The sequence below is a fragment of the Citrobacter sp. LUTT5 genome, assembly GCF_009905315.1.
Lineage (GTDB): Bacteria > Pseudomonadota > Gammaproteobacteria > Enterobacterales > Enterobacteriaceae > Citrobacter > Citrobacter freundii.
Genome location: NZ_CP047606.1, coordinates 560508 through 581400 on the forward strand (window position 1 = coordinate 560508; position 20893 = coordinate 581400).

General features: G+C 49.7%; 19 protein-coding genes. 2 read left to right on the plus strand and 17 right to left on the minus strand.

The genetic code is table 11. The features are described 5' to 3' along the window. Positions 1 to 32 precede the first annotated feature (32 nt). The 10 genes from GUC46_RS02765 to kbaZ form a co-directional block, all read right to left on the minus strand. Positions 33 to 1205 (minus strand): MalY/PatB family protein, encoded by a 1173-nt coding sequence (locus GUC46_RS02765; RefSeq protein ID WP_130715084.1) that lies wholly within the window; start codon positions 1203 to 1205, stop codon positions 33 to 35. Between the two features lie 13 nt (positions 1206 to 1218). After that, entirely contained in the window at positions 1219 to 2790 is a 1572-nt protein-coding gene (malX, locus tag GUC46_RS02770; RefSeq protein WP_049001697.1) for a maltose/glucose-specific PTS transporter subunit IIBC, read from the minus strand. Positions 2791 to 2912: 122 nt separating this feature from the next. Then, the gene (gene kbaY, locus GUC46_RS02775) at positions 2913 to 3785 is read right to left on the minus strand and encodes a tagatose-bisphosphate aldolase subunit KbaY (protein ID WP_160179713.1); all 873 of its coding nucleotides are present in this window, start codon (positions 3783 to 3785) and stop codon (positions 2913 to 2915) included. 12 nt (positions 3786 to 3797) lie between these two features. Continuing rightward, a complete protein-coding gene (locus tag GUC46_RS02780; protein WP_003839993.1) occupies positions 3798 to 4952 on the minus strand; it encodes an AgaS family sugar isomerase in 1155 nt (384 codons plus the stop codon). Between the two features lie 301 nt (positions 4953 to 5253). Continuing rightward, positions 5254 to 6387 (minus strand): N-acetylglucosamine-6-phosphate deacetylase, encoded by a 1134-nt coding sequence (nagA, locus tag GUC46_RS02785; protein WP_160179715.1) that lies wholly within the window; start codon positions 6385 to 6387, stop codon positions 5254 to 5256. Continuing rightward, complete coding sequence (gene agaF / locus GUC46_RS02790) at positions 6384 to 6818, minus strand: PTS galactosamine/N-acetylgalactosamine transporter subunit IIA (protein WP_003024930.1); 435 nt, start codon at positions 6816 to 6818, stop codon at positions 6384 to 6386. The genes nagA and agaF overlap by 4 nt, the downstream gene beginning before the upstream one ends. A gap of 16 nt (positions 6819 to 6834) precedes the next feature. Continuing rightward, positions 6835 to 7713, minus strand: coding sequence for a PTS N-acetylgalactosamine transporter subunit IID (gene agaE / locus GUC46_RS02795; RefSeq protein WP_003024929.1), 879 nt, complete (start codon positions 7711 to 7713; stop codon positions 6835 to 6837). Then, a complete protein-coding gene (gene agaW / locus GUC46_RS02800) occupies positions 7703 to 8482 on the minus strand; it encodes a PTS N-acetylgalactosamine transporter subunit IIC (protein WP_003839998.1) in 780 nt (259 codons plus the stop codon). The genes agaE and agaW overlap by 11 nt, the downstream gene beginning before the upstream one ends. 10 nt (positions 8483 to 8492) lie before the next feature. Then, positions 8493 to 8966, minus strand: a complete 474-nt coding sequence (gene agaV / locus GUC46_RS02805) for a PTS N-acetylgalactosamine transporter subunit IIB (RefSeq protein ID WP_003024925.1) — start codon at positions 8964 to 8966, stop codon at positions 8493 to 8495. 19 nt (positions 8967 to 8985) lie between these two features. After that, complete coding sequence (gene kbaZ, locus GUC46_RS02810; RefSeq protein ID WP_003024924.1) at positions 8986 to 10263, minus strand: tagatose-bisphosphate aldolase subunit KbaZ; 1278 nt, start codon at positions 10261 to 10263, stop codon at positions 8986 to 8988. A 267-nt stretch (positions 10264 to 10530) separates the two neighbouring features. Between kbaZ and GUC46_RS02815 the strand changes: the two genes are divergently transcribed. Continuing rightward, complete coding sequence (locus GUC46_RS02815) at positions 10531 to 11337, plus strand: DeoR family transcriptional regulator (protein WP_003024922.1); 807 nt, start codon at positions 10531 to 10533, stop codon at positions 11335 to 11337. Between the two features lie 324 nt (positions 11338 to 11661). After that, positions 11662 to 12432 carry a transcriptional repressor AgaR gene (gene agaR / locus GUC46_RS02820; RefSeq protein WP_003024920.1) on the plus strand — a complete coding sequence of 257 codons (771 nt, stop codon included), beginning with the start codon at positions 11662 to 11664 and terminating at the stop codon, positions 12430 to 12432. 37 nt (positions 12433 to 12469) lie between these two features. Here the strand turns inward: agaR and GUC46_RS02825 are convergent, their stop codons facing one another. The 7 genes from GUC46_RS02825 to garD form a co-directional block, all read right to left on the minus strand. Continuing rightward, positions 12470 to 13390, minus strand: coding sequence for an ROK family protein (locus GUC46_RS02825; protein WP_049001689.1), 921 nt, complete (start codon positions 13388 to 13390; stop codon positions 12470 to 12472). Between the two features lie 18 nt (positions 13391 to 13408). Then, positions 13409 to 14665, minus strand: a complete 1257-nt coding sequence (locus GUC46_RS02830) for a Gfo/Idh/MocA family protein (protein ID WP_160179717.1) — start codon at positions 14663 to 14665, stop codon at positions 13409 to 13411. Positions 14666 to 14701: 36 nt separating this feature from the next. Next, entirely contained in the window at positions 14702 to 15808 is a 1107-nt protein-coding gene (locus tag GUC46_RS02835; protein ID WP_003024911.1) for an ABC transporter ATP-binding protein, read from the minus strand. 11 nt (positions 15809 to 15819) lie between these two features. After that, positions 15820 to 16644, minus strand: a complete 825-nt coding sequence (locus tag GUC46_RS02840; RefSeq protein WP_130715086.1) for a carbohydrate ABC transporter permease — start codon at positions 16642 to 16644, stop codon at positions 15820 to 15822. A gap of 10 nt (positions 16645 to 16654) precedes the next feature. Beyond that, positions 16655 to 17599, minus strand: a complete 945-nt coding sequence (locus tag GUC46_RS02845; RefSeq protein WP_130715087.1) for a carbohydrate ABC transporter permease — start codon at positions 17597 to 17599, stop codon at positions 16655 to 16657. A 78-nt stretch (positions 17600 to 17677) separates the two neighbouring features. After that, positions 17678 to 18937 (minus strand): sugar ABC transporter substrate-binding protein, encoded by a 1260-nt coding sequence (locus GUC46_RS02850; protein ID WP_044701300.1) that lies wholly within the window; start codon positions 18935 to 18937, stop codon positions 17678 to 17680. A 355-nt stretch (positions 18938 to 19292) separates the two neighbouring features. Further along, positions 19293 to 20864, minus strand: a complete 1572-nt coding sequence (gene garD / locus GUC46_RS02855; protein ID WP_003024900.1) for a galactarate dehydratase — start codon at positions 20862 to 20864, stop codon at positions 19293 to 19295. Positions 20865 to 20893: the final 29 nt, after the last annotated feature.

Consider the following 20893-nt stretch of genomic DNA (forward strand, 5'->3'; position numbering starts at 1 on the left):
AAGCAGATAACGTTAGTTATCTGCTGGGGTTATTAATAACTTTTTTGCATCCGTTCTATTGCTTGTTCCAGCCAATATCGCTGTGTGCCAAAGTTAATTCTGATAAAGCGTTCACCATCCTGAACATAGTGGCTGCCATCTTCAATAATTACGCTAGCGCGATGGGCAAAATGGTTGACGACCTCGGTCGCCGTTTTGCCACCGCTGCTCACGTCTATCCATGCCAAATAAGAGGACTCGGGCGTCATCATCTTCCAGTCTGGGAAATGTGTATGAATTGCGTCGGCGAGGTAGTGGGCGTTGCCCCGCAAATAGCTATTCAGCGCATTCAGCCAAGGTAGCCCATGCTGGTAGGCCAGAATAATCCCCCAAACTCCAAACATATTAGGGGACGTGATGGAGTTCCTTTCCAACTGCTGGCGAAAGCGCTGGCGCAGGCGGCTATCCGGAATGATGGAATACGAGGTTTTCAGTCCGCCGAGGTTAAACGCTTTATTGGGTGAGGTGAGTAGGATCAGGTTATCCTGCGCCGTTGCACCCGGAGCCAGGCAACTTGTAAATTCCCCTTCAAGAAGGTGCTCGGCGTGAACCTCATCGACGACCAGAATCACGCCATAGCGTTGACAGAGCTCGGATACCTGGTGTATTTCAGCCTGTGTCCAGATTCTTCCCGATGGATTATGCGGCGAGCAAAATAACCACAGCTTAGGCCTGTGAGTTTTCAGCTGTGATTCAACCAGTGAAAAATCCAACTGATAGCGGTTATCCGTGGCCTGCAGCGGATTTGCCAGTACTGTAACTCCCTGTCGTTGCGTTGCCATGGCGAAAGGATCATAGACTGGCGTATTCATCATGACGCTGTCGCCCGGTAGGCAAAAGGCTTGCACGAGATAATGCAAGGTAGAAACGGTGCCGTAGGTGAGCGTTATCCAGTCGCGTTCAACGTTGACATGGTGGCGTTCACGCTGAAAGTCCACCACAGCGTCGTAAAACTGGTCGAAACAGTAGGTGTAGCCAAATGTTCCGTGGCTCACGATCTGCTGAAATCTGTCAATTACCGCCGGCGGTGAGGTAAAATCCATATCGGCGATCCATAAGGGGATGAAGTCCTCTTGTACCCGGCCAAAACGTGAACATACAAACTGATGATCCCACTTGCGGCATTTATCACTTTTCCGCTCAATGATTTTATCGAAATCAAACATGTCCAACCCCTATTTAAATTAAGGCTTCAATGCCTGTCTTGACGCTTTGTACCTGCGGTCCGATGATCACCTGCACGCTGTGTGCGTCGAGAACGACGACCGAAAGTGCTCCGGCGCTTTTCAGCGTTTGTTGATCGACCTTGCTCATATCTTTGACTACAAGGCGTAGACGGGTAATGCAGTTATCCAGTGAATCAATATTTTCCTTACCGCCAAGCGCATTCAATATTACGCCATGATCGTATTTCGACTTCCCGCGTGCTTTTGTATTAGAAGCAACGGCTTGCGCAGCGCCGTCGGTAGAATCTTCACGTCCCGGTGTTTTAATATCGTGTTTGAGTATGTACCAACGGAAAACCAAGAAATAAACAGTAAACCAAACGATACCAACCGGGAATAATAGATACCATTTCGTTGATGTGCCTTGCATCACGCCGAAAATAAGAAGATCTAGAATCCCGCCGTCAGTATTACCTATTGTTACCCCCAGGATTGCCATTACCATGAGTGCTAAACCAGACATAACGATATGGAAAGCATACAGTGCAGGTGCAATAAACAGAAATAAGAATTCAATCGGTTCAGAGATACCGGTAATAACCGAAACTAACACGCCAGAAAGCAATAGCCCTTTGATAATATGGCGATTCTCAGGCTTTGCTGTACGATAAATAGCATAAGCTACAGCCGGAAGACCGAAAATAAAGGTCGGCATAAAACCCTGAGATAAAAATGCGGTTACGTGAGGGCTAAATGGTAGGCCAGCTTTTAGCTCGGCGTAGAAGATATTCAACGCGCCTGCAATTTCATGACCATTCACGATTTCTGTACCACCTGCGGGTGTGAAGCGAACCATCGCCAACAATATATGGTGCAGGCCGAAAGGTTTGAGCAGCAGTACACCGACTCCGTAGAGGAAGGGACCAAAGACGCTGGTACTTTGAATGATATGGCCGATTCCGGCGATGCCCATTGCTACGTAGGTCCAGAGCAACGGGATAGCAAGGCCGACAAGTGACAGGGTCAGGGAGGTGATAATAGGCACAAAGCGGATGCCACTAAAAAATGCAAAGGCATCATGTAACACCGTATCCTGAAATCGTTCATGTAGGAAGTAGGTAATTACGCCAGCAATGATGCCGCCCAAAACCCCCATCTCTAGCGTCTGTATACCCAAAACAACGGATTGCCCAACCTGCTTCATGGTTGCTGTATCCGCGAGTTGATGTGTCACTGTCAGATAATAATTGATGCTCATGTTCATCAGCATATAACCGATAAAGCCAGAATAAGCACCTACAGCCTTATTTCTTTTAGCCATACCTAATGGAATAGCTATAGCAAACATTACAGGTAAATAGGTAAATGCGAAACCACCTACCATAGCAATAAAACCAAAAGTTAATTGCGTTAGTTCCCCTCCAAGAAATGGAAAACTTTTTATAGTAGAGGGGCTGGTAATTGAACTCCCGACACCCAATAACAATCCCATAAATGCTAATAGCGATACGGGAAACATAAATGTTTTGCCAAGACTTTGGAAAAATTCCCATATCCGTGACTTAAACGACTTTTCCTGTGTCATGTAGAGTACTCCATTATTTTTATCAGTATAGTCATGAAGGTCATGAATATCTCATCATGACCTTTATAAATTGAGAGGTAAGTAGTAATTAATTTATTATTTATCTTGACCAATAATATATATTAACATTTTAATGTAGTTAGCAACTTTTCATATGAGCCACACACATTGATTTTGCTGCGCACCACTTCTTTCATCGCATCCATACCGACCCGCATGTAATAGCGAGGATCGTTGCCCTGCGGATTCTCCGCAAACCACGCCTTGACCGCATCGGCAAAAGCGATTTTCAGTTCAGTAGCGACGTTAACTTTGCACACGCCAAGCTCGATCGTGCGGCGAACGTATTCGTCAGGAACATCGCTTGCGCCATGTAGAACCAGGGGAACGTCGACGACCTCACGAATTTCACCCAGTCGTTGGAAATCGATTTTGGGCGTTTTGGTATATAAACCGTGTGCTGTGCCGATGGCAACTGCAAGGCTATCTACGCCAGTACGCTCAACAAACCGTTTAGCTTCTTGTGGATCGGTGAGGAAGGCGCTTTCTACATCCACGCTCATATCATCTTCTACGCCACCGAGGCGACCCAGCTCAGCTTCCACGCTGCAATCTTTGGCATGGCAAAAATCCACAACGGATTTCACCAGCTTCACGTTTTCTTCAAACGGAAAGTGGCTGCCGTCGATCATTGCGCTGCGCACTCCTGCATTCACTTTACGACGGATATCGTCCAGCGACTCATGGTGATCGAGGTGCAGCGCCAGCGGTATACCGTAGCTGGTGGAATAAGCGCTGCACAGCGCGTAGATCTCTTCCAGCGCGATATGCTTAAAGGTGCCTGGTGTTCCGGCAAGGATCACTGGCGATTGCATTTCATAGCACACCTCAAGGATCGCCTGGATCGTCTCGGCGTTATGAATGTTAAAGGCGGGTACGGCATAGCCCTTTTTTTGGGCATCCAGCAGGAGGTATTTCGTGGAAATAATGCTCATAAAACGATCCTTTTAGGCGTTCCAGGGATGAATAACAACGCCCTGTACAACGCGGTTCACAGTGCCGCTGGCAGAAGGCGTATCCGGTGTATTGCCGATATTGATGGATTGCGTCAAAGCAAAGACCTGGGCGTAGATCAGGAAGCAGAATGCCAATTCCATATCGATGAAAGAGCGTGCTGGTGGCAGCAGAATATGTGGGCCAGCTTCAATCGCCTCATGGGTTTGTGCGGCAATCGCGACAACCCGCAATGCCTGCCGATCGCGGCGTAACTCTGCCAGCAGATCGAGATCGTATTGACGTGTATAGGGATGGCTGGAAACAAAGACCACTACCAGCGTTTCGTTATCAACCAGCGACTTTGGACCGTGACGAAAGCCTGTAGGGGAGTCATAGAATGCGGCCAGTTTGCCTGCTGTCAGTTCCAGGACTTTCAGTGCCGATTCCCGCGCAGCTCCCTGTAATCCACCGCTACCGAGGTAAACGATCCGTTTCCAGGGTTCATTGCCAAATACGCCGTCGCTGAAATCACCCAGTGAAGTCAGAATCGCCTGGCACCGATCGGCCACGTCGCGGAAGGTCTGACTGTTGATTTTTTCCGGGGCGAATACCGCCAGGCAGCTGGCCATCATGGTGGTAATGCTGCTGGTCATGGCGAAACCACGGTCATGTGTCTCTGCGGGCATCAACAGAGCAAAGGCATTGTCGCTTGCGACTGCATTTTGATAGAGGCTACCTGCTTCGTTGCAGGTGATTGGCAGGTGATAGCACTCAGGTACAAACTGATTAGCCAGTTCCACTGCCGCAACGCTTTCAGGGCTGTTTCCTGAGCGAGCGAAAGAAATGAGCAGCAGCGGATGTGCGGGATTCAGGTAATCCATCGGATTAGTGACCAGATCGGTGGTTGGCACAGCGCTGATGTTTTTACCGGTATAGCTTGCCAGCCAGGGGGCGATGATGTCGCCAATGAATGCTGATGTTCCGGCCCCAGTCAGTATGATCCGCAGATCGTTTTTGCGCAGTAATGGTGCGAGAAAGCTGTCAATGGCAGAGCGAATGTTGTCGATATTCGTAAGGGAACGGATCCAACTGGCAGGTTGTTGACGGATCTCTTCTTCGGTCCAGGTGCCCGTTACCGCGGTAACAGGGGTATAGGTTTCTGGCATAACTTAAGTCCTTAGTCTTGTAAATTCCACATAAGACGCTGGCGAGAATGTCGCTATCTTTCGTTTCGTTTCACTTGTTCATCTTGTCGATTGATTAAAATCTATAGGAAAGAAACCGAAAGAGCAATGATCCAAAATGAAATAAAACGAAATTTGTGATCGTGAGAACGAAAGGGGCGATTATCTTATTGATCTATAAGAAGTACGCTTGTTGAATGATGGTTAGGTATTTACTCAAGCGAAAGGAAAAGAAAGGCCTTGCGATCGAAGATCGCAGGCCAACACGAGACAAAATGAAAGGTCAAAGGGGGAGAGCCTGACCCTGAATCCAGGTCTGTTGTAAATGCAGCCCGCTATTAAGCGCGATCGCGTCGGCACGTTTTCCCACTGCTAACGATCCCAGGTGGCGATCGATACCCAACAGACGTGCGGGGTGGAGAGAGGCCATATGAATTGCCTCTTCTGCCGTTATCCCGGTGAGCTCGACCATATTACGTACGGCGGCATCAACCGAGAGCGTGCTACCAGCCAGACCACCGGAAGCGGTACGCACAATACCACTGTGCATTTCCACTTCCTCACCGCAGAGCGTATAGCGCCCGTCTGGCATTCCTGCAGCCTGCATGGCATCGGTGATCAGCACCAGCCTGTCTTTGGCGCAACAGCAGCAGAGCTTCATGGCCGCTGGGTGGACATGGTGTCCGTCAGCGATAAGTTCCAGCCAGGCGCGAGGGTCGGTTAACCCTGCGCCAACCATTCCTGGCTCCCGATGATGTAAGCCGGTCATACCGTTATAGCAGTGCACCAGTCCGTCAGCACCGGCGTCAAAGGCCGCGCGGGTTTGTTCCCAGGTAGCAGCGCTGTGTCCCAGCATCACCCGTACGTTGCGCTGCTTCAGATGTTCGATGGCCTGTAATGCACCGGGTTTTTCTGGTGCCAGCGCAACGACGCGCAATGTTTGCTGGGAAATCGCAATCAGTTCATCCAGTTCACTGAGTTCCAGTTCCCTGAAAAGCTCAGGCGGGTGCGCCCCTTTGTTCTGCGGCGTAAAGTACGGGCCTTCAAGATAACTGCCCAGCACCTGTGCGCCGGGTCCTCCGGAATGGTAACGATGGGCGATACGCTCAAGCGCCTTGCGAATATCTGGTAGTGGAGCGGTGACGGTAGTGGGTAGCCAGTTGGCCACCCCTTCACGTGCTTTGTGCATCGCCAGTTTGTCGAGCGTATCCGGTGCTTCATCCATCACATCGACGCCCGCACCGCCGTGCACGTGGATATCAATGTAAGCCGGACAAAGCAGCTCTGCATCGTGGACCATAACGCCGGAGGGGATTGGCTCTATTTCTGCAATGATACCGTCTTCAATGTGTATTTGATGATCGTCCAGCCAGCCCCGTTCGGTCAGTAGACGTCTGGCGCGAAGTAGCTGTCTCATATCCCTTCCTCAACGGGCTTTTCCTCACGACAGCGTCCCAGTTCGTCCACCAGGCTAGTTAAACCACGATGCCCGCACTCCAGCGCCTGCAAGCGAAATGCTTCGCTGGTCAGGCCATCGCGCTCCAGCACCATTTCCAGCAGTAGTTGCAGATTAGTGCCGGTGATCACCTCGGTGCCTTGCCTTTGCATGGCCAGGGTGGAAGCGACGCGAAATGGTGTCCCGCCTAACAGGTCTGTCAGAAACACGATGTCTTGCTGCGCATCCAGTTCACTCACCGCCTGTTCAAGCTGCGATGTGAGTAAGGCGGTGGTTGAGGTTTCCGGAAAGTCGATGGCGATGAACTGTGACTGTTCACCCAGAATCTGTTTCATCGCTTTTTCCATTCCGCTGGCAAACCCGCCATGACCCGTCAAAATAATACCTAACATCTACAACCCCTTATGTTTACAGGAAGTGACAGAACTTACCTACGACGCCGAGCACCACGGTAATGGCGATAAGGCGCAGAGGACTCCAGCCACGGCGGACCAGCCAGAACATGGTTAATGTGTAGACCAGCGGTAAAAAAGCAGGCATCAGCTTGTCTATCACATCTGTTTGCAGTTTCACTACTGCATCGCCAGCAGTGATTTCCAGCGTAGTGCTCAGGCGAACATAGGTCGCTACCAGCGCGCCGATCACCGTCATCCCAACGATGGATGCCGCATGTCCAACCTTTTTGGTGTTAGCTTTAATCAGCGGGATGGCAGCAACGCCCATTCGATAAGCATAGTGTGCCAGCCCAAAGCGCAGACCAAGATGAACCACGTTAAACATAACAATAAAGACAACTGCGCCAAGAATAGAGCCTTGCAGCGCCAGGCTGGCCCCGATACCGCCGCAAATAGGCAGTAGCGTTAACCAGAACATGGCATCACCGATACCGCCAAGCGGCGCACCCACGGCAATCTTGGTGCTTTGAATACTGTTCACATCCTGCTTAGAGCGTTCCATCGCCAGGATAATCCCGATAACAAACGTGACCAGGAATGGATGTGTGTTGAAGAAGCCCATATGGCCTTTCATCGAACGCGCCAAATCGCGCTTATTGGTGTGGATCTTTTTCAGAGCAGGTAACAGGCCGTACAGCCATCCTGATGCCTGCATACGTTCGTAGTTAAAAGAGGCCTGCAACAGCATTGAACGCCAGGCAACACGGTTGATATCTTTTTTCGTCAGCTCGGCACCGATATTCTGGTCTTCGTAGACGTTTTCATTGGTGCCGGACAGCAGCGTTTCTTCGGTTTCGGAAACGTTCGGCAGAGCCGTTTGATTAGATGCCATCTTCGAATTCCTCTTTTTGTGCTGCGGGAGCTGTAGGTTCGGGTGATTTACGCAGAAAATCGATCAGCGCCATTGCCAGTGCTGCGGCGGCGATTGCCAGCACAGGGAGTTTGAGCCAGGCTGCGGCGACAAAACCCAGGATGAAGTAGGGGATATAGACGTTTTTCATCATGATTTTCAGCAGTACGGCGAAGCCGATAGCTGGCATGATGCCGCCTGCCACGCCGAGGCCGTCAATCAGACGCGTCGGCAGAACATCTATCGCGGTTTTGGCATGTTCCGCGCCAAAGTAAATTGGCAGGAACGCGCATAAAAAGTAGAAGGTCCCCAGCGCGAGCAACGCCAGATAGTTGACCCGCTCAATCCCGGCTGTATCGGCATTCGCTGCCATGCGATCGCAGCGAGCCATCACCCCGGACATCACAGAGAACAGGAAGGTAATCCCCATTTGTACTGCTACGGCGAACGGTACCGCCACACCTACGGCAACTTCGGGTTTCACTCCGGTCGTTATGGCAAACGTGGTTCCCACGATAGTGCCGATAATCACGTTTGGCGGCTGAGCTCCAGCCAGCGGGGCCAGACCCATCCACACCAGTTCCAGCGTACCACCTGTTAAAATACCGGTATGCAGATCGCCCAGAATCAGGCCGACCAGCGGCCCGAGAACAACCGGGCGGTGCATGTGCGTTAACCCGTTGAACATATCCAGGCCTGCAATAAAGGCGAGAATACCCAACGCAAAAGCCTGCAACAGACTGATTTCCATTGTGAATCCCTCAGAGAAGTTTATAGAGGTCCTGGGCGGGTTCTGTTGGAACGCCCTGAACGAAGCATTCCACTCCAGCGGCTTTGAGCCCGTTGAACGCCGTAATATCGGCAGCGTCTACAGAAACCGTTTTGGCGATTTGTTGTTTGCCGTTGGCGTAGTGCATATTGCCAACGTTGATACGGTTAACAGGAACACCGCCTTCGACCAGACGGAAGAAATCCGCAGGCGATTTGCAGACCAGCAGAATTTTCTGGCGATCGGCGGCACGGTGAATATTGTCGATCACTTTTTGTAGTGACCAGAAACGTACGGCGATCCCTTCTGCCAGTACCATTTCCATCAGGTTTTGCTGCACTGGATCTTCAGCCACCTCATCATTAGCGACCAGCACCAGGTTTGCCCCCGCAAACCCGACCCATTGCACACCAACCTGACCGTGAATCAGACGTTCATCAATGCGACTTAATACAATGTTTGGCATGGTATTTTTCTCTTTTTTGTTATGCGTTACGAGCTGGAGCACCCAGGCAGGCGCAGTGATATTGCTGCAGTATGTCCTGAATATGGTTAATGATGAGTTCTCGCGGCGTGGCGCTGAGATCTCCCTCGCGCACTTTTACGTACTGCAAGGGTAAATACTGGCTAATCAGCGGCAGTGGAATGGGGTCATCCGCCAGGTTACGTACCAGACGTTCGAATGCTTCATCAATCTGGCTGTCCGGCCAGTAGTAACGAACCCGATCGGAGTAGCTGTATCCGCGAGCCAGACGGCGTGCGTTGCCATCACCGTGATAGTGGCTCTGCCAGTACTCTGGGCGATCAAGCATCACGCTTTCCAGCACATGTCGTAGGCCTGAACAAGCTTTTGCAGGCAGTAATTCTTCTTCAATCGCGGCCAGTGAAAACAGTGCTTCACGCAGAGCGAAGGTCAACGCAGGTCCCACTTTCAGGATAGCGAAGTGATCTATCACCAGTTGGCGCAAGGACTGTGGCGTTTGGTAATCGGTAGAATGCGCTTCAAACACGAGTGTGTCGTAGTCTTCCACCATTTTGCTGAGTGCCACAGCTTTCTGTGGTTGATAATCAATGATGTGTGTGTGGTCGAATTCAACGCCAGGTTGCACCACCAGGGCGATAATACGCGGCCAGATACCTTCCAGACCGTGCTTTTCAAAGGCGTGATAGTGAGCCTGAAGCGTTGCGCGTGCGGCATCGGGCGTTGTTACCGCCAGGTCGGTTAACGTTTCGTGAGCGCCACCTGGAACCGGCACTTCTGTGCCAATCACATAGACCAGGTCAGACTCGCCAAAATGTGCCATACAGGTTTCTTCGGCGACTTTTGCCAGACGTGCGGCGCGCTCAGCGACAATTTCATCCGTCAGTGGAACCGGGTCGTTAGCACAAGACATGCTGCAATCGAGGTGGATTTTTTTAAAGCCTGCGGCGACATAGCTCTTGATCAGATCGTCTGCATTTGCCATTGCCTGTTCCGCAGGCAGATTTTGCCAACGGTTTGGCCCGAGATGGTCTCCGCCGAGAATCAGCATATCCTGAGAAAAATCAAGCGAGTCGGCTAAGCGGCAGACAAAACTGCGAAAATCGGCTGGTGTCATACCCGTATAGCCGCCAAACTGGTCAACCTGATTAGAGGTTGCTTCGATCAACAGCGGTGTATGGTTTGCATGGGCGTAGCGTATTGCGGCTTCCAATACGATTGGATGCGCGGAACAAACGGCATAAATCCCGTTTGCCTTCCCCCGTTTATGCTGCTCGACCATTTTAGTTAGATGTTTCACTTTCCTCTCCAGGTCAGATTACTGCGACATCAATCTTTCGTTTTGTTTCATTTAATACTGCATCATGGTGTTATAAAAATAAAACGAAAGATAATAGTTTTCCGATCTGTTTCACAAAAGAAACACAATGAAAGGTTTCAGCGTAAGTTCGTCCGGCTCTTCCCTGCTTGCGGGGCTTGCATTCGCGCAAAAGAAAGGCGTTAATAGACAAAACGAAATAAAACGAAAGGTTCAACTAAAGGATTTCTTATGAGTAACACCGAGTCCTCTGCAGACAAGCGCGTTATTGGCACCAGCGAAAGACGTGAGCAGATCATCCAGCGGTTACGGCAACAGGGAAGCGTTCAGGTTAACGATCTTTCCTTATTTTTTGGCGTCTCCACGGTCACTATTCGCAACGACCTCGCCTTTCTGGAAAAGCAGGGGATTGCGGTACGTGCCTATGGCGGAGCGCTAATATGCGAGAGCAATGCGCCTGTTGTGGAGCCTTCTGTTGAAGATAAGAGTTCACTTAATACGGCAGTAAAACGCAGTATTGCCAGAGCCGCCGCAGAGTTAATTCAACCCGGACACCGCGTGATCCTTGACTCCGGCACCACGACCTATGAAATTGCCCGCCTGATGCGCCAGCATACGAATGTCATTGCTATGACTAACGGTATGAATGTCGCCAATGCGCTACTGGAAGCCGAAGGGGTTGAGCTGCTGATGACCGGCGGTCATTTGCGTCGTCAGTCACAATCGTTTTATGGCGATCAGGCTGAGCAGTCGCTACAAAATTATCACTTCGACATGCTGTTTCTTGGCGTTGATGCTATCGATTTAGAGCGTGGTGTTAGCACGCACAACGAAGATGAGGCGCGTCTCAACCGCCGGATGTGTGAAGTGGCTGAACGTATCATTGTCGTTACCGACTCGACGAAGTTTAACCGCTCCAGCCTGCATAAGATTATTGATACCCAGAGGATCCACACCATCATTGTTGATGAAGGCATCCCAGAGGAGAGCTTGCAGGAACTACGCCGCAGCGGTGTTGAAGTGATCATTGTTGAGTAGTCCCGCTCTAAAATTCAAAAATGTGATCCCATTCAATTAAACAAAAACAAACCATAAGCGAGCTTTTTTAGTAGCTCGCTTTCGTTTTTTTGCATGCTTCCCGTCTCTTTCTCGCATCTTACTCGCTTTTGACCTTTTCATTTTTTCGGTTTTCTTCGTTTCGATTTGCTAAAACGAAAGAAAATAGTCAATTTTTGTTAAATTCAACGCTGGGCCAGTGCGCACAAATTCACCTTATTGCTTCTGATGTAATATATTCAAAAGAAAACGAAAGTGCTAAAGCGCTAAAACAAAACAACATGAATATTTGATGGAGCAATAGAAATGCTGGATAACTTAAGACGTCGCGAGCAAATAATTGATCTGCTATGCGATCAGGGTAGCGTTCGTGTCGAGCCACTGAGCGTCCATTTTGGTGTGTCATCGGTTACGATCCGCAACGACTTACGTTATCTGGAACAGAAGGGATGTGTCATGCGCTCCTACGGCGGGGCGGTTCTCAATCAGCACTTTGCCCTTGACCGGCCTTTGCAGGATAAGGACCGGCTGAATCGAGATGTGAAAACGCGTATTGCCGAAAAAGCGGCCAGCTTTGTGAAAGATGGTGACACGCTAATCCTCGATTCCGGTTCGACCACCACGCTCATTCCTCCTATGTTAAAAAATCGCCGCGATCTGGTGGTGATGACCAATGCGCTCAACATTGCATGGGAACTGGCGAATTTTGAGCGCGTAGACGTCATGATTCTGGGAGGGAACGTCAGGCAAAGCGTCTATTCATTGTATGGCCCTTCAGCAGAACACCAGCTTAGGCAATACCGGTTTGATAAGCTTTTCTTAGGCGTTGACGGATTCTGCCTAGAAGCGGGAATTACCACGCCACATCCGGGAGAAGCACATCTGAATCAGGTAATGTGTGAAGTTGCGCAGGAGGTCACGGTAGTCGCTGACTCCAGCAAGTTTGGCCGCAAAAGTTTCTGTATGATTAGCGAAATCAGCGGGATTGACCGGGTGATTACCGACAGCGGGATCCCAGAAAATTATCACCGGACGTTAATCCAGCTTGGGGTGGATGTGGTGATTGCGGATGAATAACTGAAATTGCTGGCGAGATTCTCCCGCCAGCAATTTTTTAGTGGGTCTGCGTACCCTGTTCAACCAGCAGCAATGCGGCACCGCGAACCCCGCTGGATGCGCCATGGATGGCCGGGAATACGCGGGCAGGTTCTAATCCTGGGAACAAATAACGTGACATGGCCTGCGGCAGCAACGTATAAATTTCTTCGATGTTGGAAACCCCACCGCCGAGAACAAAAGCATCGACATCCAGAATCAACTGCAATTGCGCCAGCGTACAACCCAACATATCAATCCATGCTTCTATGGTAGTAACGGCGCTGGTATTGCCATGACGATAATGCTCCAGCAGGGTCTCCATTTTGAGTTGTTCTCCACTGAAGTGTTTGTGGAGCCACAGTAAACCGGGGCCGGATTGATAGCGTTCCAGACACCCTTGTAAGCCACAGCCGCACTTCAGTTCCGGTAAATGATAACGACGCATAAACGTTGCCGGAAGCGGTAAATGGCCAAACTCACTGGCCATTCGGTTGCGACCCCGATACAGCTGACCGTCAATGACTAACCCTCCACCCATGCCGGTGCCAATAATGGCACCAAAAATTCTGGAGAACTGGCGAGCCTGCTGGGTATGGGCTTCCGAGAGTGCAAAACAGCAGCAGTCATTGTCCAGTTCAACCGAACGATTGAGGCGGTGGGCCAGATCGTTCATCACCTGGCGTCCAGTAAGGCAAGGCACGTTAGATGACAGTAATTTTCCGGTATGTCTGTCCATAAGACCGGGCATGCCGATGCCAATTTTTCCTTGCGTTCCAGTCGCCCAGTCGGCGGTATCAATAAGTGAAGTAAAGGTCGAAAGAAAGAGTTCATAATCCTGGACTGGCGTGGCGACGCGCTTGCGCCAGCAAACCTGCATTTCCTTATCAAAAGCGACAATTTCAGTTTTGGTTCCACCAATATCAACACCGTAAAACATGCCTCATCTCCTCCGGCTTCACAGCGTAACCAGACTGTTTTCCTTGCGAGCGCGTTCTGCGGCAAAGACCATTAAGTGACTTTCCAGTGACTCATCCGGGCCAGAAAGGATCATATTTTGATCGTTGGCCATCACTGCATGGATAAAGCGATCCATCAGGTAGTAATCGCCACCACCATGTCCCCCCATCTGGGTTTGTGTTCCAGCGGCGATCTCCTCGATCTGATGCACTGTTTCTTTGTCTGTCAGGAAATCAAACACCCGGATCTGCTCGCCATCACCTTCCAGATAACCTCTGGTGCCAAACAGGCGCGTTTTTCGATCTTCCATTTTGGTAAATGCGGTCATGGTAAAGGTCACCGTCTGCTGGTGGGCAAAACGTAAGTTAACAACCTGATGATCCACCACATCATTATCACAACGATAAACGCAGCGACCATAAGGCCCATCGCTCAGCGCCTGGCGGACATTTTCTTCGCTGGGATCTGCAGTCAGCACCCGACGGAAGTGAGGAGTGCATTTGTGGTTTTCACCCAGATAAATTTTGCAGGCAGACCAGGGGCAGGTTGCTTCAACCTGACAATCAAGGCAGCGGTCGGCGGCGCCAGCAGGCTGATTCTCTTTCACAAAGTGGCTCAGGCTGCCAAATGATCCTACGTCCTTGCAGTTGTCGCCCATGATGTAGCGGATCCAGTCCAAATCATGACAGGATTTCTGCAATAACATAAATGACGATTCTGCTTCATTGCGCCAGTTACCACGTACAAACGAGTGCGCCTGATGCCAGTAACCTACGGGTTCGAGATGCTGCATGCTGACAATATCGCCAATTACGCCATCATCAAGCAGTGATTTCAGCTTTTGCGTATAGCGGGTGTACCGCAGGACGTGCGCGACGGCCAGTAATACGTTGTTGCGTTTAACCGCATCAATAATGATCCTGCAATCTTCTGGCGTAGGGGCGAGCGGTTTTTCCAGCAGAATGTGATAGCCGAGATTGGCAAACGCCACGGCAGGATCTTTGTGCATATTATCCTGCGTGCAAATAAGTACTACGTCGGCCATTTTGGGTTGGGCCGCAGCCTCTTGCCAGTCGCAAAATACGTTATTTGGGGCAATCATATGCTGTGCGACAAACTGCTGGCGATACGCCTCTCTGGGCTCAGCAACGCCTACTACCTGCATTCTGTCTGGATGTTCAAGCGCATAGCGAGCATATATTTCTCCGCGCGCACCAGCCCCTACCACTAATACGGTCACTTTATTCGCACACATATAAACCTCTCATTTTTCACTTAGCCTGAATAACGATCAGGCCAAATTTTCTTCATGTTTTTTATCAAACAAAAAGGCGGCTTCCAGATTAAATTTCACTTTGATAGATTCGCCGGGAAGAGGGGCCCAGTCGGGTGAGGAGTTAATACGTAAGATCATATGTTGCTCACCAATATCAAAATGCAGAAGGTCTTCGTTGCCCATCCTTTCTACGTTGGTAATGTGCGCATCGAACGCAGAGACGTCATGCTGCGAGGCTAACTGAATGGCCTCTGACCGGATGCCGAACCAGACGCTGGAGTGCGGATATTGCTCCAGTAGGTTACTCAAGCGTGTATTTAATGGCAGGATTAAATTATCAGCCAGGCGCAGACCACGAGTGCCGGGTTCAATATCAAGCAGCATAATATTCATTGCCGGATTACCAATAAAACCAGCAACAAATTTATTCCTGGGGTGATGGTAGATATTTCCTGGGGTATCCACCTGCATAATACGACCGCCATTAAGAACGCAAATCCTGTCTCCCATCGTCATCGCTTCAATCTGATCGTGCGTGACGTACACCATGGTTGCGCTCACGCCTTCGTGACGCAGTTGTCGATGCAGTTCTGTCAGCCGCACGCGCATTGAAACACGCAGCTTTGCATCCAGGTTGGAAAGCGGCTCATCAAACAAAAAAACGTCTGGCTTACGCACGATGGCCCTGCCAACGGCAACGCGCTGACATTGACCGCCCGAAAGTTGGCCGGGCTTTTTATCGAGTAATGTCTCTATTTCCAGCTTGTGTGCAGCTTCCCGTACGCGGATATCAATCTCTTCTTTGCTCATTTTCCCTAACAGACTGAATGCCATATTTTTATAAATCGTCATGTGGGGATAGAGGGCATAATTCTGGAAGACCATGGCAACGCCTCGCTCCTTTGGTAGCAGGTCGTTGACGCACTTCTCTCCGATTGCGATATGACCATGAGTGATATCTTCCAGACCTGCAATCATGCGCAGCAGCGTTGATTTGGCGCAGCCTGATGGCCCGACAAACACCATGAATTCGCCATCGTGGATTTCAAGATCAACGCCATGGATCGCCTGAAAGCCATTGGGATAGACTTTGCTTACTGCCTGTAATTGAATACCTGACATAACACTGCCCCTTATCCTTTAATTCCGGCACCAGCGATGCCGCGAATAAAATAGCGCTGGAAGAAGATATAAAGTAACAACATCGGGATAATCGCCAGCAATGCGCCCGCCATTAACATCGGATATTCCACGCCTGAGCGTCCGGAAAGTGAGGCTAACCCCACCGGTAATGTCATTTTATCCATGGAGGTGTTGACGATCAGCGGCCACATTAAGTTATTCCAGCTCCACAATCCGTTAATAATGACGCAGGCAATCAGCCCTGGTTTAATTAATGGCAGCATAATTTTGAAGAAAATAGTCAGATGGTTATACCCATCCATAATGGCTGCCTCTTCCAGTTCTTTAGGTACTGACAGAAAAAACTGACGCAATAAAAAGGCGCTATATATGCTGAATAAACCCGGTAGCACCAGTCCAGGAATTGAGTTCAGCAAACCGATTTTTTCAACGGTTAAAAACTGTGGGATTAAAAAGATCTGACCGGGCACCATCAGAATTGAAATACACATCATAAACAGGACATCTCGCCCTTTAAAACGCAGTCGGGAGAAACCGTACGCTGCCATTGCCGCAATCAGCGTCTGCAAAATGACGATGACCAACGTGGAGACGATCGAGTTAAAGTAAAAGCTGCCAAAAGGCATTTCATGCAAGATTTTACCGTAAGCCTGAAACCCTGGGTTGGCAGGTAGCAGGATCGGCGGAAAGGCGATGCTTTCTGCCTGGGTTTTAAAAGAGGTGATGATCATCCAGATGAAGGGAACCACAGTTACCAGCGTCGCGAGGATCATCAAGCCGTAAATTAGCCATTTTTCACGTTTAGTCATGAACATCGTGGTTGCCTCACTGTGCTTTAAGTCGTTTACCAATCCATATTTGCAGCAGCGTCAGGACCATCGTGATAACGAAAATCACCACGGCGATCGCTGAGGCATACCCTTTTTCATGGTAGATAAAGGCGTATTTATAGAAGAGATAGGCGATAGTCATCGTCTGACCGTCCACCATGGATGAACTGCCAAACAGCAGATAAACCACATCGAAAATTTGCAGCGTTTCGATAAAAGAGATCACCAGTACGAAAAACAGCGTGGGGATCATTAGCGGTAAGGTAATAGACCAGAATCCACGCAATTTGCTGATGCCATCCAGCGACATCGCTTCATAAATTTGTTTGGGGATCCCCTGCAATCCAGCGAGCAGAATGATCATCTTCAGCGCAATAGCCGACCAGATGATAACCAACGAAGCGCTCAGGCGGACGACATCGGGATCGGATAACCAACCGATGGCTGGAAGATCGAAAAAGGCCAGGATCTGATTAATTAAGCCGAAGTTTCGGTTCATCAACCACTGCCAGACCATAGCAATGGCCGCAGGCATAGTGACAGCGGGCAGAAATAACAGCGTGCGAAACAACCACTGACCGCGAATCGCCTGATTCAGGCCAATTGCGAGCAGTAATGACAAAACGGTGATTATTGGTACGCAAATAAAAACATAGGCCAAGGTGTTATATATTGCTGAACGAAACTCATCATCGCTGAATAAATTAATATAGTTATCTAAGCTGATCGTCGTCCAGATCTGAAACTCACCCAGGTCAGTGAAACTATAAAAAACGTTCTGGAAGAATGGAGTAAAGTAAAAAACAATTAACCCCGCCAGTAACGGCATAATCATTATCCATCCCCAGAAGCGTTCTTCTTTTTCCAGCTTGGTCAGGGATTTTTTTTGCACCTCTCTGGCCGGTAATTGTGGGGATGCAGCTTCATCTGAATAGCTCATACAGACTCCGGGATGCTCACTGTGCAACCAAAATATATTGCGCGGGCGAAAGCGAGAGGGAGCATGGCTCCCTCAGGATTATTTCTGCATTTCTCGTTCAACGCGTTTAGCAACACCAGGCATGACTTTCTCTGGGTCAGTACCCGTCCACACTTTTTTCAAGCCATCATTCAGAATGCTATTCCACTTAGCGGTATTGGAGCCCGCGGTTGGATATTTATGTGAGAAAGCCAACGAATCGATATAGGCTGAAACATCAATATCCTTAAAGCCTTCAGCCCACTCTTTGGCCACTTTTTGGTTAGCGGGGATCACGACTTTTCCCGTCGCCAGAGTCTGCTGCGCATGCTCAGAACTCATGAACTCAATGAACTTCCACGCCGCATCTTTATGCTGACTTTTGGCTGACATAGCAAATGCCAGACTATGGGATACACCTGCCTGCTCTGCCATTTTTGGCATTGGCACTACGCCGATGTGATCCTTAATCAGCTCATTTTGAGAGAAGGGTAATGCCCACCATGAGCCTGCGTAGACCATGGCTACCCGGTTTGACTGGAAGACGTCTGAGGCTTCCATCTCGCCTGGCGGTTGGATTAGTCCCGCGTTCAGCATGCCTTGAACATCGCGATAGACGGCGATAGCTTTGTCATTGGCAACATCCGTTTTGCCCTCAGGTAGTACAATCTTATCCCCGGCCTGTAATAGCAGGTTAAAGTAACTATCCTGTCCGCTGCTGAATTCCATTGCCAGTGGATAAGACTGTTTATCCAGCCCTTTACGCAACTGCTCTGATTTTTGTTTTAAATCGTCCCATGTCCAGTTTTTATCGGGATAGCTCACACCAGCCTGATCGAACATTTTTTTATTGTACCAGACGGCAATTGCATCAATATCCCTTGGGATGGCATATTGTTGCGACTGGTATTGGTAGGCATCGACTGAGCTTTTAACAAAATCATCCAGTTTCGGCGCTGATTTATCTTTCAGATAATTACTCAGTGGTTCCAGCATGCCATTTTTCACATATTGCTGGAAATTAGGCATGTTCATCCAGAATACATCCGGTGCTACATTTCCACCGACTGCTGAACTGAGTTTGATAAAATACTGGTCATAAGGAGTTAGTTCAATTTCGACCTTAATTCCGGGGTTGTCTTTTTCAAATTCATTAACGAGCTGTTGTTCGCCAGGGAGTTGATTGCGGTCCCATAACGTGTAGCGTAATTTAACAGGCTTTGCGTCCGACTGGCCTTCAGCACTCGCGAAGACAGGAGTTGCCAGTAAACAGGAAATAAGACAAGCCAATGCGACATTATTTTTATTCAGGGTATACATAACTTCCCTCTTTATTCAGGTCAGAATGCTTATGAGGTAAATTACAGCAGCCTATGAATAATCTGTTTTACACCGGAGAAAGTCAAAGCAGTAAAAAAGAGGGGATTATCGCATTAAAACAAGGTCGTCTTTCGGTAGGTTTCTCTTTTATCAAAACGAAAATATAACGTAAAACAATGGTGGTATTATTTCTTTTAATTTCATGTCGTTAGGTTCATTTGGTAGGTTTGAATCGAAAAAAATAGATGTTTAAAAAAACCTCTTAAAATGCGAACGTTATCACTTTATTTGTTGAAGCATCGACATCAAAAACGGGGACAAATCCCCGTTTTTTCGTTGGCTTTCGTTTCGATAATCAGGTCACTGGCGCCGGGTTAAACACCGCCAGCTGGTTATGCAGTCCCCACTGATCTGAGAAGGTTTTCTTACGTCCGCTGGCGACGTCGAGAATAAACTCGAACAGTTTCAGACCCACGTCTTCAATGGTTTCTTCTCCGGTAGCGATGGTACCGGCGTTGATGTCCATCAGGTCAAACCAACGATTGGCCAGCTCCGTGCGTGTCGCCATTTTAATCACCGGCACGGCCATCAGGCCATACGGCGTACCACGACCGGTGGTAAAGACTTGTACTGTGATCCCAGAAGCAACCTGTTGCGTACCGCAGACAAAATCGCTGGCGGGGGTGGCAGCGTAAATCAGGCCACGTTTGGTTGGACGCTGGCCCGGCGACAAGACTTCGACAATCGCGCTCTTGCCCGACTTCGCAATAGAACCCAGCGCTTTTTCCACCACGTTTGCCAGACCGCCTTTCTTGTTGCCCGGTGATGGGTTGGCGCTCCGGTCAGTCTTGCCCATATCCAGGTAGTTATCGTACCAGGCCATCTCTTCGAGCAGGCGTTTACCCACCTCTTCGTTAATCGCGCGCGGGGTCAGAAGGTGGATGGCATCGCGTACTTCGGTGACTTCGGAGAACATCACTGTCGCGCCGCAGCGTACTAACAGGTCGGAGGCATAACCTACCGCTGGGTTGGCCGTCACGCCGGAAAACGCATCGCTGCCGCCGCACTGCATGCCGACCACCAGTTCTGATGCCGGGCAGGTTTCACGCTGGCGCTGATTGAGCTTTGCCAGATGGCGTTCGGCCACTTGCAAAATATCGGCAACCATCGATTGAAAGCCGACGTGTTTTTCATCCTGCAGGCTGACGATGCTGGCGCTGTCGACCGGAATGCTTTTTACATCGTGCGTACCTTCCAGCAGGCGCTCTGGCTGCAGTTTTTCACAGCCGAGGCCAATGACCATTACCTCACCGCCAAAGTTAGGGTTCAGCGCAATATTATGAATAGTTCGAATGGGCACGATGGCGGCTGGAGCGTTAATCGCCACGCCGCAACCGTACAGATGATTGAGCCCCACCACACCGTCAACATTCGGGTATTTGGGCAGCAGATCGCGTTCAATGATTTTCACCACATAGTCCACCACGCCCGCCACGCAGTGCACGCTGGTGGAGATGCCGAGCAGATTCTTGGTGCCAACGCTACCGTCAGCATTGCGGTAACCTTCGAAGGTATAACCCTCGAGAGGCGGCAGCGGCTCAGGCACTTTAGTTGCCAGCGGCAGCGTCTCCAGCGGCGGAGCCTTGGGCAGCTCAACCATTGATTCATCAATCCAACTGCCGCGGGGGATGTCGCGAACGGCATAGCCTATCACTTCGCCATAACGCACGATTTCACCATGAACAGGAATATCCACGAGCGCCACTTTATGACCCTGGGGAATATGTTCAATGAGTTCCAGTCCGTCCGGAAAACGCGTTCCGGCTTTCAGACCATTGTCATTGACAATTATCGCCACATTATCTGTTTCGTGAACTTTAATATAAAACGCCGTTGGCGATTCTTGTCTAATTTCGATGTCGGCCATTGTCCAGTATTCTCCAACAAGTGGTGATA

Coding starts and splice junctions, on each gene's coding strand:
- GUC46_RS02835 (WP_003024911.1), bottom strand. CDS start 15,808: ATGTCAGGTATTCAATTACAGGCAGTAAGCAAAGTCTATCCCAATGGC.
- GUC46_RS02830 (WP_160179717.1), bottom strand. CDS start 14,665: ATGTGTGCGAATAAAGTGACCGTATTAGTGGTAGGGGCTGGTGCGCGC.
- GUC46_RS02825 (WP_049001689.1), bottom strand. CDS start 13,390: ATGTTTTACGGTGTTGATATTGGTGGAACCAAAACTGAAATTGTCGCT.
- agaR (WP_003024920.1), top strand. CDS start 11,662: ATGCTGGATAACTTAAGACGTCGCGAGCAAATAATTGATCTGCTATGC.
- GUC46_RS02815 (WP_003024922.1), top strand. CDS start 10,531: ATGAGTAACACCGAGTCCTCTGCAGACAAGCGCGTTATTGGCACCAGC.
- GUC46_RS02780 (WP_003839993.1), bottom strand. CDS start 4,952: ATGCCAGAAACCTATACCCCTGTTACCGCGGTAACGGGCACCTGGACC.
- nagA (WP_160179715.1), bottom strand. CDS start 6,387: ATGAGACAGCTACTTCGCGCCAGACGTCTACTGACCGAACGGGGCTGG.
- GUC46_RS02845 (WP_130715087.1), bottom strand. CDS start 17,599: ATGAGCTATTCAGATGAAGCTGCATCCCCACAATTACCGGCCAGAGAG.
- kbaY (WP_160179713.1), bottom strand. CDS start 3,785: ATGAGCATTATTTCCACGAAATACCTCCTGCTGGATGCCCAAAAAAAG.
- GUC46_RS02765 (WP_130715084.1), bottom strand. CDS start 1,205: ATGTTTGATTTCGATAAAATCATTGAGCGGAAAAGTGATAAATGCCGC.
- agaE (WP_003024929.1), bottom strand. CDS start 7,713: ATGGCATCTAATCAAACGGCTCTGCCGAACGTTTCCGAAACCGAAGAA.
- agaW (WP_003839998.1), bottom strand. CDS start 8,482: ATGGAAATCAGTCTGTTGCAGGCTTTTGCGTTGGGTATTCTCGCCTTT.
- malX (WP_049001697.1), bottom strand. CDS start 2,790: ATGACACAGGAAAAGTCGTTTAAGTCACGGATATGGGAATTTTTCCAA.
- agaF (WP_003024930.1), bottom strand. CDS start 6,818: ATGTTAGGTATTATTTTGACGGGTCATGGCGGGTTTGCCAGCGGAATG.
- garD (WP_003024900.1), bottom strand. CDS start 20,864: ATGGCCGACATCGAAATTAGACAAGAATCGCCAACGGCGTTTTATATT.
- agaV (WP_003024925.1), bottom strand. CDS start 8,966: ATGCCAAACATTGTATTAAGTCGCATTGATGAACGTCTGATTCACGGT.
- GUC46_RS02850 (WP_044701300.1), bottom strand. CDS start 18,937: ATGTATACCCTGAATAAAAATAATGTCGCATTGGCTTGTCTTATTTCC.
- GUC46_RS02840 (WP_130715086.1), bottom strand. CDS start 16,644: ATGTTCATGACTAAACGTGAAAAATGGCTAATTTACGGCTTGATGATC.
- kbaZ (WP_003024924.1), bottom strand. CDS start 10,263: ATGGTCGAGCAGCATAAACGGGGGAAGGCAAACGGGATTTATGCCGTT.